This is a genomic window from Pseudomonas sp. 05N36, from assembly GCF_056397385.1.
Map to the genome: position 1 here is coordinate 164399 of NZ_JBFTNH010000012.1, position 13442 is coordinate 177840.

At 59.5% G+C, this 13442-nt stretch carries 12 protein-coding genes; 2 read left to right on the top strand and 10 right to left on the bottom strand.

Going from position 1 to position 13442, the window contains the following annotated elements; genetic code table 11:
• Positions 1-252: 252 nt before the first annotated feature.
• The 4 genes from AC1DIH_RS16670 to AC1DIH_RS16685 are packed head-to-tail and all read right to left on the bottom strand — an operon-like array spanning position 253 to position 3707.
• Positions 253-1410, bottom strand: a complete 1158-nt coding sequence (locus AC1DIH_RS16670; protein ID WP_477772509.1) for an osmoprotectant ABC transporter ATP-binding protein OsmV — start codon at positions 1408-1410, stop codon at positions 253-255.
• A complete protein-coding gene (locus AC1DIH_RS16675; protein WP_054594039.1) occupies positions 1407-2060 on the bottom strand; it encodes an ABC transporter permease in 654 nt (217 codons plus the stop codon). The genes AC1DIH_RS16670 and AC1DIH_RS16675 overlap by 4 nt, the downstream gene beginning before the upstream one ends.
• 12 nt (positions 2061-2072) lie before the next feature.
• Entirely contained in the window at positions 2073-2966 is an 894-nt protein-coding gene (locus tag AC1DIH_RS16680) for a glycine betaine ABC transporter substrate-binding protein (RefSeq protein WP_477772510.1), read from the bottom strand.
• Between the two features lie 24 nt (positions 2967-2990).
• The gene (locus AC1DIH_RS16685; RefSeq protein WP_477772511.1) at positions 2991-3707 is read right to left on the bottom strand and encodes an ABC transporter permease; all 717 of its coding nucleotides are present in this window, start codon (positions 3705-3707) and stop codon (positions 2991-2993) included.
• A gap of 486 nt (positions 3708-4193) precedes the next feature.
• On the opposite strand from AC1DIH_RS16685, the gene AC1DIH_RS16690 reads away from it, so the two are divergent.
• Positions 4194-5777, top strand: coding sequence for a peptide chain release factor 3 (locus AC1DIH_RS16690; RefSeq protein WP_427530037.1), 1584 nt, complete (start codon positions 4194-4196; stop codon positions 5775-5777).
• Between the two features lie 229 nt (positions 5778-6006).
• Complete coding sequence (locus AC1DIH_RS16695; protein WP_477772512.1) at positions 6007-6249, top strand: hypothetical protein; 243 nt, start codon at positions 6007-6009, stop codon at positions 6247-6249.
• A gap of 120 nt (positions 6250-6369) precedes the next feature.
• Here AC1DIH_RS16695 and AC1DIH_RS16700 read toward each other — a convergent pair whose 3' ends face one another.
• The 6 genes from AC1DIH_RS16700 to AC1DIH_RS16725 form a co-directional block, all read right to left on the bottom strand.
• Positions 6370-7341, bottom strand: a complete 972-nt coding sequence (locus tag AC1DIH_RS16700; protein WP_427530041.1) for a peptide ABC transporter ATP-binding protein — start codon at positions 7339-7341, stop codon at positions 6370-6372.
• Complete coding sequence (locus AC1DIH_RS16705; protein ID WP_427530043.1) at positions 7341-8309, bottom strand: ABC transporter ATP-binding protein; 969 nt, start codon at positions 8307-8309, stop codon at positions 7341-7343. Before AC1DIH_RS16705 ends, AC1DIH_RS16700 begins: the two co-directional genes overlap by 1 nt.
• A 10-nt stretch (positions 8310-8319) precedes the next feature.
• Entirely contained in the window at positions 8320-9231 is a 912-nt protein-coding gene (locus AC1DIH_RS16710) for an ABC transporter permease subunit (RefSeq protein ID WP_019691855.1), read from the bottom strand.
• Between the two features lie 10 nt (positions 9232-9241).
• The gene (locus AC1DIH_RS16715) at positions 9242-10252 is read right to left on the bottom strand and encodes an ABC transporter permease subunit (RefSeq protein WP_103315790.1); all 1011 of its coding nucleotides are present in this window, start codon (positions 10250-10252) and stop codon (positions 9242-9244) included.
• A gap of 74 nt (positions 10253-10326) precedes the next feature.
• Positions 10327-11922: an ABC transporter substrate-binding protein gene (locus AC1DIH_RS16720; RefSeq protein WP_477772513.1), complete on the bottom strand. Its 1596-nt coding sequence runs from the start codon at positions 11920-11922 to the stop codon at positions 10327-10329.
• 78 nt (positions 11923-12000) lie between these two features.
• Entirely contained in the window at positions 12001-13413 is a 1413-nt protein-coding gene (locus AC1DIH_RS16725; protein ID WP_477772514.1) for an OprD family porin, read from the bottom strand.
• Positions 13414-13442: the final 29 nt, after the last annotated feature.

Consider the following 13442-nt stretch of genomic DNA (forward strand, 5'->3'; position numbering starts at 1 on the left):
CCTTGGCCTTGCTGTCTCGTCGTCAGTACTTGAGCCGGATGGATCGTTTCCAGCATGGACGTTCGGCGCGAACTTTAGGGCGTGAGGGCCTTGAGATCAACAAAAAATGTCGCGTTTTTGCACGCATCCGTCGTGCGGTCCTGGTTAGACACTTGTGTAACCGACCCTGATGACAGTGTGATGTTCCCGTTGGAGGGATATTTGGGGTGTAAATGATCGTTCCCACGCGTGGGAACGATCAGTCGGAACGAATCAGGCCAACGCCGTCTCAGCAGGCAAAACAATGCTGGTCTTGCCACCCCGCGAGCGCCCGGAACTCAGGTACTCGGCAATCGACTCCTGCGTCACTTCACCGAGGAACACCCTCTCGGCGTCCATCACCGGCAGCCACGAGCGGTTGAACTCGTACATGCGCGACAAGAGGATTCGCAGGTGCTCGTCGTAGGCTGCCGTGGCGTTGAATTCGCGCAGGTATTGCACGCAGGTGCCGGCCTGACGGTGCAGATCGCGGCGGCGCACGTAGCCCATGGCCTTGTTGTCGGCGCAGGTGACCACCACGTAGCGGCGGTCGAGTTCGTCCATCAGTTCCAGCGCTTCGGCCACCGGCGTTTCCGGGCTGACTGACGGCGCGTTGTCCGCCGCGTCCTCGGCCTTGACCAGCAGCAGGCGCTTGAGCGTGCTGTCCTGGCCGACGAAGTTGCTGACAAAGTCATCCGCCGGGTGCGCGAGCAGGGTGTCCGGGTGATCAACCTGAATCAGCTTGCCGCCACGGAAGATCGCGATCTTGTCGCCGAGCTTGATCGCTTCGTCGATGTCGTGGCTGACCATGATTACGGTCTTGCCCAGCGCCCGCTGCATCTCGAAAAACTCGTTCTGGATCATCTCGCGGTTGATCGGGTCGACCGCGCCGAACGGTTCGTCCATCAACAGCAACGGGGCGTCGGCGGCGAGGGCGCGGATCACGCCGATCCGCTGTTGCTGACCACCGGACAGCTCACGCGGGTAGCGGCTCAAGTACTGCTTGGGTTCGAGCTTGATCATGTTCATCAACTCGCGGGCGCGATCGTGGCATTGCTGTTTGTCCCAACCGAGCAGGCGCGGCACGATGGTGATGTTTTCCTCGATGGTCATGTTCGGGAACAGGCCGATCTGCTGGATCACATAACCGATGTTGCGGCGCAGCGTCACTGCGTCGAGGTCGGTGGTGTCTTCGCCGTTGATCAGGATTTTGCCCGAGGTCGGCTTGATCAAGCGGTTGATCATTTTCAGCGTGGTGCTTTTGCCGCAACCCGACGGGCCGAGGAACACGCAAATCTCGCCTTCGTTGACGATCAGGCTTACCGAGTCCACGGCTTTCACATCTTTGCCGTTGCTGTGAAAGGTTTTGCTGAGGTTTTGAAGTTCGATCATTTGAGTAATCCTTTTGGAGTCAGCGAACGTTGCAGCCATTGCAGAAGCAGGTCGGCGAAGATCGCCAGAAGACTGACCAACACTGCACCGACGATCAGCATCGACATATCGCTGCGGCTGATGGCAGCGAGGATCAGTACGCCCAGACCACCGGCGCCGATGGTGGCGGCGATGGTCATCACGCCAATGTTCATGACCACGGCGGTGCGTACGCCGGCGAGGATCACCGGCACCGCAATTGGTAACTCGACCATGCGCAGGCGTTGGCCGAAGGTCATGCCGATGCCCCGGGCTGCTTCGCGAATGCCGGGTTCGACACCGGTCAGTGCCAGGTAGGTGTTACGCATGATTGGCAGCAGGGAATACAGAAATACCGCGGTGATGGCTGGCATCGGTCCCAGGCCCTGGCCGAATTTCGAGTAGAACGGCAGCAGTAGACCGAACAGCGCAATCGACGGGATGGTCAACAGCACCGTGGCGCTGGCTTGCAAGGGACCGGCCAGCGTCGGGAAGCGCGTCATCAGAATGCCCAGCGGCACGCCGACCACAATTGCCAGGGTCACGGCGATGCCGACCAGAGTGATGTGTTGCCAGGTCAGGTGCAGGACAAGTGGCCAGTCCAGGTGGGAAAAGGCGTTGAGAAATTCCATGGCTTTTCCTCCTTAGTTCAATGGGTGCTGGCGCAAGAAGTCTGCGGCCACGGCGGAAGGGCTTTCGTGGTCGACATCGACCCGGGCGTTGAGCTGACGCATGGTTTGGTCGTCGAACAGTTCGGCAAGAGGTTTGAGCTGTTCGGCCAGTTGCGGATGAGCATCGAGGTACACCTGACGCACGACCGGCGCAGCGGTGTAGTCGGGGAAGTAATGCTTGTCGTCTTCCAGCAGTTTCAATTTGAAAGCGTTCAAGCGACCGTCAGTGGTGTAGACCAGGCCAGCGAATACCTGGCCATTGCGCAGCGCGGTGTAGACCAGCCCGGCATCCATCTGCCGGATATTGTTGCGGGTCAGGTTCATGTTGTAGAGCTTGACCATGCCTTTGAGGCCGTCGGAACGGTTGGCGAACTCGGTGTCCAGGGCTACCAGGTGGTTGGCCTTTGCCTCAGCGTCGAGCACGTTGTTCAAGTCGCTGATGCGGTTGATCTGCGGGTATTCGTCAGCCACGTTCTTCGGCAACGCGAGGGCGTAGGTATTGCTGAATTTCGACGGGGTGAGCCAGACCAGACCCTTTTTCGCGTCGAGTTCCTTAACCCGCGCGTAGGACTGTTCGCTGTCGAGTTTCTCGGTGACATGGTTGTAAGCCACCAGCGATACACCGGTGTATTCCCACATCAGGTCGAGTTGGCCGTTTTCATGGGCGCTGCGGGCCAGGCTGCTGCCCAGGCCGCCAGTCACCTGAACCTCGTAACCCTTCGTCCGCAGGTATTGCGAGGTAATTTCCGCGAGCAGGGTTTGTTCGGTGAACACCCGGGCGCCGATGCGGATCAGCGGTTTGTCGGCGGCATGGGCAAATCCTGCGCACAGCAGGACGCAGCCTAGTAACAAGCTAAATGTCTTCATGATTATTCCTTCGCTCAGCCGGATTCAGGACTGGGGTAAACCGCGTTCCAGCCAGAGGCAGCTGGCCAGTGTCACCAGACCGTCGAGCAGCAAGGCCAGCAGGGCGGTGCAGGCTGCGCCGAGAATCAATTGCGGCTGGTTGTTCAAGGCAATGCCGGGGAAAATCAGGCTGCCCAGGCTGTTGGCGCCGATCAGGAACGCCAGCGGTGCGGTGCCGACGTTGATCGCCAATGCCACGCGCACGCCGCCGATGATGATCGGCACGGCGTTCGGCAGTTCAACCCGCCAGAGCACCTGGCGCGGGGTCATGCCGATACCCACGGCTGCTTCCTTGAGTGAGCCCTGAACGTTTTTCAGGCCTTCGTAGGTGTTGCGCACGATCGGCAACAGGGACGCGAGGAACAACGCGAAGATCGCAGGGCCGCTACCGATCCCGAGAATCCCCAGGGCGATGGCCAGTACGGCGAGAGGTGGAACGGTGTTGCCGATGTTGAAGAGCTGCATGAAGCGTTCGGCGCGTCCGACCATGGTCGGGCGGCTGAGGAGGATGCCGGCAGGAATGCCCACAACGAGGGCAGCCAGCATGGAGGCGAGGACGAGAATCAGATGAGCTTGCAGGTAAAACAACAAATCGTCGCGGTACAGGTCGATCGTGTTGATGCCGATCCAGTGGATCAGCAGGGCCAGAAGGGCGACGACAACCGCTCCTCCTATTAGCCCTTTGCCATAGCGGATAGCCACAGGCGGACTCCTTTATTTCAGTCGGCGGACAGTGCTTCGTGTGGCAACGCCATACTTGGCTGCCGAAGACACTGTTCGCGAAAAGCAGCTCGTTCGATGCCGGCAAAGCGGCATGAGAACGAGCCATAAGCGCAACCTCGTCAGGCTGACTTGCTGATATTTCAGCCCCTGACGACAGGTCGTAACAGGGGAGTGGACGGCTCCACTCTTTAAAAGGTTCCACAATTAGCAGCATTTAGCCACCCCGATCGCCTCTCCCCGTCGTAGCAGCTGCCGAGCCCGCGAGGCTGCGTTCGGCGGCGCAGCCGTCGTAAAACCTTTATGCGCGGTATGCCTGAAAGACCGCATTGTTTGATTTACGGCCGCTTCGCAGCCGAACGCAGCCTCGCAAGCTCGACAGCTGCTACAGGGTGAACGGTGGTCCGTGGCCCCATGTTTACGCTATACTCGCCGCCCTTTTTTGAATCACCTGCCAGGCGATTTCCCATGACCAAACAGGCCGCCGAAGTCGCGAAACGCCGCACTTTCGCCATTATTTCCCACCCCGATGCGGGTAAGACCACCATCACCGAGAAGCTCTTGCTGATGGGCAAGGCGATTGCGGTTGCCGGCACGGTGAAGTCTCGCAAATCCGACCGCCATGCCACCTCCGACTGGATGGAAATGGAAAAGCAGCGTGGTATTTCCATTACCACGTCGGTCATGCAGTTCCCGTATCGCGATCACATGATCAACCTGCTCGACACCCCGGGCCACGAAGACTTCTCCGAAGACACCTACCGCACCCTGACGGCGGTCGACTCGGCATTGATGGTCCTCGACGGCGGTAAGGGTGTAGAGCCACGGACCATCGCCCTGATGGACGTTTGCCGTCTGCGTGACACGCCGATCGTCAGCTTCATCAACAAACTCGACCGCGACATTCGTGACCCGATCGAACTGCTCGACGAAATCGAAGCCGTCCTGAAGATCAAGGCTGCGCCGATCACCTGGCCGATCGGTTGCTACCGCGATTTCAAAGGCGTCTATCACCTCGCCGACGACTACATCATTGTCTACACCGCTGGCCATGGCCACGAGCGGACCGATGTGAAAATCATCGAGAAGCTCGACTCCGATGAAGCCCGCGCCCATTTGGGTGACGAGTACGAGCGCTTCATCGAGCAGCTGGAACTGGTGCAAGGCGCCTGCCACGAATTCAATCAACAGGAATTCCTGGACGGCCAACTGACCCCGGTGTTCTTCGGTACGGCGCTGGGCAACTTCGGGGTCGATCACGTGCTCGACGCCGTGGTCGACTGGGCACCGAAGCCTCTGGCCCGTGTCGCCAACGAGCGTACCGTGGAACCGGTGGAAGAGAAGTTCAGCGGCTTCGTGTTCAAGATCCAGGCGAACATGGACCCTAAACACCGCGACCGCATTGCCTTCATGCGCATCTGCTCCGGCAAGTACGAAAAAGGCATGAAGATGCGCCACGTGCGCACCGGCAAGGACGTCCGGATCGGCGACGCGCTGACCTTCTTCTCCTCCGAGCGTGAGCAGCTGGAAGAAGCGTTTGCCGGCGACATCATCGGTTTGCACAACCACGGCACCATCCAGATCGGCGACACCTTCACCGAAGGCGAAACCCTGGGTTTCACCGGTATCCCGCACTTCGCCCCGGAACTGTTCCGTCGCGTACGCCTGAAGGATCCGCTCAAGTCCAAGCAACTTCGCCAGGGCTTGCAGCAGCTGGCCGAAGAGGGCGCAACCCAGGTGTTCTTCCCGGAACGCAGCAACGACATCATCCTCGGCGCCGTCGGTGTGCTGCAGTTCGATGTGGTCGCCAGCCGCCTGAAAGAGGAATACAAGGTCGAATGCGCCTACGAGCCGATCACCGTGTGGTCCGCGCGCTGGATCGATTGCAGCGATAAGAAGAAGCTCGAAGAGTTCAGCGTCAAGGCCGTGGAAAACCTCGCCCTCGACGGCGGCGGCCACCTGACCTACCTGGCCCCGACCCGGGTCAACCTGGCGCTGATGGAAGAGCGCTGGCCGGACGTGAAATTCCGCGCGACGCGTGAGCATCATTAAGCGCTGAGTTGCACAATAAAAAGCCCCGATGCGAAAGCCTCGGGGCTTTTTTATGGGAAAGAGCATTTTGGTATATCGATTATTCCAAACCTGTCTTTTGGCAAAAGGCAATTGGCGACCATCGTTAGTGTCCTATCTGGTCAATCCCGTCTATCCAGACTAGATTTCAGACAGCGCTACGCTCGTTGGACATACGATCCGTAGCTACTCGTGATTCACCTACGAAAGGATGGAATCAGCTATGAGCATTTTTCAACGCATGGTTTTATTGATCAAAGTGCTGGTGCTGCTGTCGGTGGGCACTTCGGCAGCGTGGGCGAGCAGCGGCGCGGTGCAGGACCAGGGTTTTTGGGCCGCAAACAGTGTGCAGGGCAGTGGCTTGATGGTTGCCACTGGTGATCAGAGTCAAAGTGACACTAAAGGCGATGAGGACCCATCCTCCGACGATTCCGAAGACGATACCCAAGGCTAAGGCTTAAGGTCTCAGACAAAAGAAAACCCCCTCCTGCCGGACTGATGCGCAGTCCGACAGGAGGGGGTTGGTCGACGCGTTTCAAAAAGCGCCCCGAGAGGGCGCTTTTTCATGCCTGGCCTAGACGACGAATTGCTCGGCGTAATGGCAAGCCACCTGACGGCTGTCGAGCTGGCGCAGGGCCGGCTCTTCTTTGCTGCAGCGCTCAGTGGCGTACGGGCAGCGCTTGTGGAACGCACAGCCCGACGGCGGGTTCAGCGGGTTCGGCAGTTCGCCGACGATCTTGATTTTCGGCTTGTCCGGATCCGGGTGGATCGTCGGCGTGGCCGACAGCAGGGCCTGGGTGTACGGGTGCAGAGGACGGGTGTAGATGTCTTCTTTCGGGCCCATTTCCACCGGTCGGCCGAGGTACATCACCAGCACCTGATCGGCGACGTGACGCACTACCGCCAGGTTGTGGGAGATGAACACGTAGGCGGTGTTGAACTCTTGCTGCAGGTCCATGAACAGGTTCAGCACCTGGGCCTGAATCGACACGTCCAGCGCCGAGGTCGGTTCGTCCGCGACCAGCACCTTGGGTTGCAGCATCATGGCGCGCGCCAGGGCGATGCGCTGGCGCTGACCGCCCGAGAACATATGCGGATAACGCTGGTAGTGCTCAGGGCGCAAGCCGACCTGCTTCATCATCGCCTGGACTTTTTCACGGCGTTCGGCCGCGGAAAGTTTGGTGTTGATCAATAGTGGCTCTGCAAGCTGATCGCCGATTTTCTGCCGTGGGTTCAACGAGGCGTAAGGGCTCTGGAAGACCATCTGCACGTCTTTGCGCAGCTGTTTGCGTTCGGCCTTGTTGGCGCCGGTGACTTCTTGCCCGGCGATTTTCAACGAGCCCGAAGATGGCTCCTCGATCAGCGTCAGGGCACGGGCCAGGGTCGACTTGCCGCAGCCGGACTCGCCAACCACTGCGAGGGTCTTGCCGGCTTCGAGTTCAAACGACACTCCATTGAGTGCGCGTACCAGTGCGGTGCCTTTGAACAGGCCGCGGGAAACTTCGTAGTGACGGGTCAGGTCACGGGCGGTGAGAACGACGGCCATTACGCCACCTCCTGATTCAAAGGATAGAAGCAGCGGGCGAGGCTGTTGCTTTTCGGGTCCAGGCCTGGACGTTGTTGACGGCAGCTGTCCTGCACGTACGGGCAGCGTGGCGACAGCAGGCAGCCTTGCGGACGGTCATAGCGACCGGGAACGATGCCGGGCAGGGTGGACAGGCGCGAGGAACCCAGGCTGTGCTCGGGAATGGCCTTGAGCAGTGCTTCGCTGTAGGGGTGTGCAGGGATGTCGAACAACTGCGGCACCTGACCGACCTCTACCGCTTGGCCGGCATACATCACACACACGCGCTGGGCGGTTTCGGCTACCACGGCGAGGTCGTGAGTGATCAGCACCAGGCCCATGTTCTGCTCTTTTTGCAGCGCCAGCAGCAGGTCCATGATCTGCGCCTGGATCGTCACGTCCAGTGCGGTGGTCGGTTCGTCGGCGATCAGCAGTTTCGGCTCGCCGGCAATTGCCATGGCAATCGCCACACGTTGGCTCATACCGCCGGACAGTTGGTGCGGGTAGGCGTCCATACGGCTCGCGGCGCCCGGGATTTCGACCTTTTCCAGCAGTTCGATGGCGCGCTTGCGGGCGTCCTTGCCGGACATTTTCAGGTGCAGGCGCAGCACTTCTTCGATCTGGAAGCCGACGGTATAGCTCGGGTTCAGCGCGGTCATCGGGTCCTGGAAGACCATGGCCAGGTCTTTGCCGACGATTTGCCGACGCTGACGATTGCTGAGCTTGAGCATGTTCTTGCCATCGAAATTCAGGGCGTCAGCAGTGACGATCCCCGGATGTTCGATCAGGCCCATCAGCGCCATCATGGTCACGGACTTGCCGGACCCCGACTCGCCAACGATGGCCAGGACTTCGCCCTTGTCCACGGAAATGTCGAGACCGTCGACCACCGGAACGGCGTTCTTGTCGCCGAAGCGAACGTTGAGATTCTTGATTTCCAACAGTGACATTTGAATCTCCTCAGGCGGCGTTCTTGAGTTTCGGGTCCAGCGCGTCGCGCAGGCCGTCGCCCATCAGGTTGATTGCCAGCACGCTGAGCAAAATGGTCAAGCCAGGCAGGCTGACGACCCACCAGGCGCGTTCGATGTAGTCGCGAGCCGAAGCCAGCATGGTGCCCCACTCAGGGGTTGGCGGTTGTACGCCAAGGCCGAGGAAGCCCAGTGCAGCGGCATCGAGAATCGCCGAGGAGAAGCTCAGGGTTGCCTGAACGATCAGCGGCGCCATGCAGTTGGGCAGCACGGTAATGAACATCAGGCGTGGCAGACCGGCACCGGCCAGGCGCGCGGCGGTCACGTAGTCGCGGTTCAGTTCACCCATGACCGCAGCGCGGGTCAGACGAACGTAGGCCGGCAGGGACACCACGGCGATAGCGATCACGGTGTTGATCAGGCCAGGGCCGAGGATGGCGACGATCGCCACAGCCAGCAGCAAGGACGGCAGGGCCAGCATGATGTCCATCAGACGCATGATGGTCGGGCCCAGCAGGCGCGGGAAGAACCCGGCGAACAGACCCAGCAGGATCCCCGGAATCAGCGACATGACCACCGACGACAAGCCGATCATCAAGGACAGGCGCGAACCGTGGATCAGGCGCGACAGCAGGTCGCGTCCCAGCTCATCGGTACCGAGCAGGAATTGCATCTGCCCATTTGCCAGCCAGGCCGGTGGGGTCAGCAGGAAGTCGCGGAACTGCTCGCTCGGGTTATGCGGAGCAACCCATGGGGCGAAAATCGCGCAAAAAATAACCAGCAGCATGAACAACAGGCCGGCGACGGCGCCCTTGTTCTTGGAGAACGCTTGCCAGAACTCTTTGTACGGCGACGGATATAGCAGGCTTTGGTCGACTGCTACGGCGGTAGTTGGAGTACTCATACGTAGGGTCTCAGCGCTGGTGACGGATGCGTGGGTTTGCGAAGCCATAAAGAATATCCACTACAAAGTTGACCAGAATCACCAGGCAGGCGATTAACAGAATTCCGTTTTGCACCACGGGGTAGTCCCGGGCGCCAATGGCTTCGATCAGCCATTTGCCGATACCGGGCCACGAGAAGATGGTTTCGGTCAGAACCGCACCGGCCAGCAATGTGCCGACTTGCAGGCCGACCACGGTCAGGACCGGGATCAAGGCGTTGCGCAGGCCGTGAACGAACACCACGCGCGACGGCGACAGGCCTTTGGCCCGGGCGGTGCGGATGTAGTCTTCACGCAGGACTTCGAGCATCGAGGAACGGGTCATCCGGGCGATCACCGCCAGCGGGATGGTGCCGAGCACGATGGCCGGAAGAATCAGGTGGTGCAGGGCGTCGAAGAATGCGCCTGTGTCATTGGCCAGCAGGGTGTCGATGAGCATGAAGCCGGTTCTTGGCTCGATGTCGTACAGCAGGTCGATCCGCCCGGACACCGGGGTCACGCCCAGGGAGACCGAGAAGAACATGATGAGAATCAGGCCCCACCAGAAAATCGGCATCGAATACCCGGCAAGGGAGATGCCCATCACCCCATGGTCGAACAGGGACCCTCGCTTCAGCGCCGCGATCACCCCGGCCAACAGGCCGAGAACGCCGGCGAACAGCAGGGCTGCCATGGACAGTTCCAGGGTAGCGGGGAACAGCGAGGTGAATTCAGTCCATACGCTTTCACGGGTCCGCAGGGATTCACCCAGGTCGCCGTGGGCCAGTTTGCCGATGTAGTCCAGGTACTGGGCATACAGCGGTTTGTTCAGACCAAGGCGTTCCATTGCCTGAGCATGCATTTCGGGATCGACCCGACGTTCGCCCATCATGACTTCCACGGGGTCGCCGGGAATCATGCGAATCAACGCGAAAGTCAGCAAGGTGATGCCGAAGAACGTGGGGATCAATAATCCCAATCGGCGGGCAATAAAACTAAACATCTTCTGGTGTACCTCATCAGCCGGTTAGGCGTTCCCGGCAGCGTTGGGGTCAACGTTGCCGGGCGTTTTCTTATCTACTTCACTTCGGTAGTAGCGAAGTTGTTTGTGGTCAGGGGGCTCTGGTGGAAGCCCTCGACGTTTTTACGCATGGCGGTAAATATTTTCGGGTAAGCCATTGGAATCCATGGCTGCTCCTTGTCGAAAACCGTCTGGGACTGCTCATAGAGTTTTTTCCGTTCCCCAGAGTCGGTGCCGGCGCGAGCCTTGTCGATCAGGTCCTGGAACGTTTTGTTGCACCAGCGGGCGTAGTTCTCGCCGTTTTTTGCAGCCTCGCAACTCAGGTTCGGAGTCAGGAAGTTGTCCGGATCTCCGTTATCTCCCGCCCAGCCAGCCGAGACCATGTCGTGTTCCCCGTTCTTGGCGCGTTTGAGCATCTCGCCCCATTCCATCACGCGGATATCGACCTTTATACCGATCCTGGCCAGGTCCGACTGCATCATTTGTGCACCGAGCATCGGGTTCGGATTGGTCGGTCCGCCGCCGTTGCGCGTGAACAGGGTGAACACCGTACCTTCCGGCACACCGGCTTCCTTGAGCAGTGCACGCGCCTTGTCGAGGTCCCGTGGAGGGTTCGTCAATGTGTCGTTGAAGCCTAGCAGGGTCGGTGGATACGGGCCGGTGCCGACCACTGCGTTGCCTTTACCGTACAAGGCATCAGTGTAGGCCTCCTTGTCGAAAGCGATATTGATTGCATGGCGAACCCGTGCATCGCTCATGTATTTGCGTGTGGTGTTCAGAGCGGTGTAGCTGGTGGTCATGGCCGCTATTTCATCGACCTTCAGGTTCTGGTCAGCCTTGATGCTCTGGATATCATCCGGTTTCGGATACAGCGCGATCTGGCACTCGTTGGCCTTGAGCTTTTGCAGGCGCACGTTGTTGTCGGTGGCGATGGCCAGAATCAGCGCGTCAGCCGGTGGCTTGCCGCGGAAGTACTCCGGGTTGGCCTTGAAGCGAACCTGGGCATCCTTGGCGTAACGCTGGAAGATGAACGGGCCGGTACCGACCGGTTTGTTGTTCAGGTCGCCGGTCTTGCCGGCCTTGAGCAACTGGTCGGCGTACTCGGCGGAGTAGATCGAGGAGAAGGCCATGGCGATGTCCGCCAGGAACGGCGCTTCACGGCGGGTCAGGGTGAATTTGACCGTATTGTCGTCGACCTTCTCGACACTCTTGAGCAGCTCTTTGAAGCCCATGCTTTCAAAGTACGGGAAGCCCACGCTCGACTTGGTGTGCCACGGGTGGTTCGGGTCCAGCTGACGCTGGAAACTCCAGACCACGTCGTCGGCATTCATGTTGCGGGTCGGCTTGAAGTAATCGGTGGTGTGAAACTTGACGCCTTTGCGCAAGTGGAACGTGTAGGTCAGACCGTCCTCGCTGATGTCCCAGGAGTCGGCCAGTGCCGGAATCACTTCAGTGGTGCCGGGCTTGAAGTCGGCCAGACGGTTGAAGATGGTCTCGGCCACCGCATCGGCTGTGACTGCAGTCGTGTACTGGACCATATCGAAGCCTTCCGGGCTGGCTTCGGTACAGACCACCAAGGGTTTGGCCGAGGCGCCGATAGCGACACTCAGCAACGTGGCGGCGATGGCCGCTCGTAAAGGAAGCATTTTCATCAAGAGCCCTCTGCAATCGGTTAAAGGACAAAAACCGAACGGCCGATTCTTCACTGAATCAGCCGTTCGGCAGGTGCATTACAAAATGTTGAACGGGATGGTGGTCACGAGACGGAACTCGTTGAGGCTGCCGTCAGCCTGGTTTTCGGAGGCGCGGTGCGCGGTGTAGGTCGCGCGAATGGTGGTGGCTTTCAGCGGGCCACTTTGTACGGCGTAGGAAGTACCGATGCCGTATTCATAGTGGTGCTCGCCATCCATGTTTTTCACGTCATAGGCGGTGCCGGTGTAGTGCGTACCGTCGATGCCCCAGCCGCGAGCCTGGTAGATATTGAACTTCAGGCCTGGCACGCCGTATTCAGCCATGTTCAGGCCATAGGCGATCTGGAAGGACTTCTCGTTCGGGCCGTTGAAGTCCGAGAGCAAGGAGTTGGCCAGGTAGATGCCGTTGGTTTCGTGCAGGTAGTCAAAGTATTCGTCACCGGCAATTTGCTGCCAGGAGAACGTCAGGCTGTGGGCTTGGTGGGTCAGGCCGAACGACACGGAGTAGGCATCGTTGTTGATGTTGCCCATTTCCTTTTTGCCGGTGTCGAGGGTTTTGTAGTAGTTCAGGCCGGTGGTCAGGCCCAGCACCGAGCTATCGCCCAGTTCGTGGGTGGCGCCGAAGTAGTACTGGTTCCAGAAGTCTTCGACGTTCGCGACGTACAGGCTGGTCTTCAGGCTTTTGAACGGCTGATAGTTGAGACCCGCGGTGTTCACGCGATCGGTTTCGGCTTTGTTATTGGTGTACTCGGAGCGGAATTTCGACAGGCTCTCTTCGGTCCGCGGGGACACGCGGTCGAAGGAACCCGCATCGAACGACAGATTGTTCAGCTCTTCGCTGTGCAGGCTCACGCCCTCAAAGCTCGAAGGCAACGCACGGTTGCCGATGGTGTCGACAATCGGGGTGCTGAAGTTCTGGCGGCCGGCGGTCAGGGTCGTGTTGGATACGCGGAACTTGACGTTGGCCAAGCCCAGTTTGCTCCACTGGCCTTGGGCATCGCCGCCTTCTTTGGTCAGGGTACGGTTGTTGCCTGCACCTGGACGAGAGCCCGGTGCACCGCCGTTGTTGGATGCCAGATCCTTGTGATCACGATCCAGTGCAATGGCGTTGTAGGCAGCCACTTCAGTGCTGACACCGATGGTGCCCTGAGTGAAGCCGGAGTTGTACTTGACGATAGTGCCCTGAACCCAGTTGATACGGCGGTCGGTTGGCGTCGCCACACCGTCTTTGAGGTAGGTGAACTTGCCGCCACGTTTCAGTTGTTCGTTGGCGTACCAGTTACGGGTACTGCCGTCGATTTTCTGACCTTCGACAAAGCCGGTTGCGGCGGCTTGTGCGCTGCTGGTGTTGACCGTAACCGGGGTGAACTCCTGGCTTTGGGTTTCAGCATAGGCCGTGGCCGTGACGCTGCTGATGGCCAAGGCCAATAACGCGGTGCTGCTCAGTCTCATGGGTGAAGCTCCTTTCTTTCTTTTTTTAA

Excerpts from the sequence above, each read along its gene's own strand:
- AC1DIH_RS16670 (WP_477772509.1), bottom strand. The coding sequence starts at position 1,410 with ATGATCGAACTTCAAAACCTCAGCAAAACCTTTCACAGCAACGGCAAA.
- AC1DIH_RS16675 (WP_054594039.1), bottom strand. The coding sequence starts at position 2,060 with ATGGAATTTCTCAACGCCTTTTCCCACCTGGACTGGCCACTTGTCCTG.
- AC1DIH_RS16680 (WP_477772510.1), bottom strand. The coding sequence starts at position 2,966 with ATGAAGACATTTAGCTTGTTACTAGGCTGCGTCCTGCTGTGCGCAGGA.
- AC1DIH_RS16690 (WP_427530037.1), top strand. The coding sequence starts at position 4,194 with ATGACCAAACAGGCCGCCGAAGTCGCGAAACGCCGCACTTTCGCCATT.
- AC1DIH_RS16695 (WP_477772512.1), top strand. The coding sequence starts at position 6,007 with ATGGAATCAGCTATGAGCATTTTTCAACGCATGGTTTTATTGATCAAA.
- AC1DIH_RS16700 (WP_427530041.1), bottom strand. The coding sequence starts at position 7,341 with ATGGCCGTCGTTCTCACCGCCCGTGACCTGACCCGTCACTACGAAGTT.
- AC1DIH_RS16705 (WP_427530043.1), bottom strand. The coding sequence starts at position 8,309 with ATGTCACTGTTGGAAATCAAGAATCTCAACGTTCGCTTCGGCGACAAG.
- AC1DIH_RS16710 (WP_019691855.1), bottom strand. The coding sequence starts at position 9,231 with ATGAGTACTCCAACTACCGCCGTAGCAGTCGACCAAAGCCTGCTATAT.
- AC1DIH_RS16715 (WP_103315790.1), bottom strand. The coding sequence starts at position 10,252 with ATGTTTAGTTTTATTGCCCGCCGATTGGGATTATTGATCCCCACGTTC.
- AC1DIH_RS16720 (WP_477772513.1), bottom strand. The coding sequence starts at position 11,922 with ATGAAAATGCTTCCTTTACGAGCGGCCATCGCCGCCACGTTGCTGAGT.
- AC1DIH_RS16725 (WP_477772514.1), bottom strand. The coding sequence starts at position 13,413 with ATGAGACTGAGCAGCACCGCGTTATTGGCCTTGGCCATCAGCAGCGTC.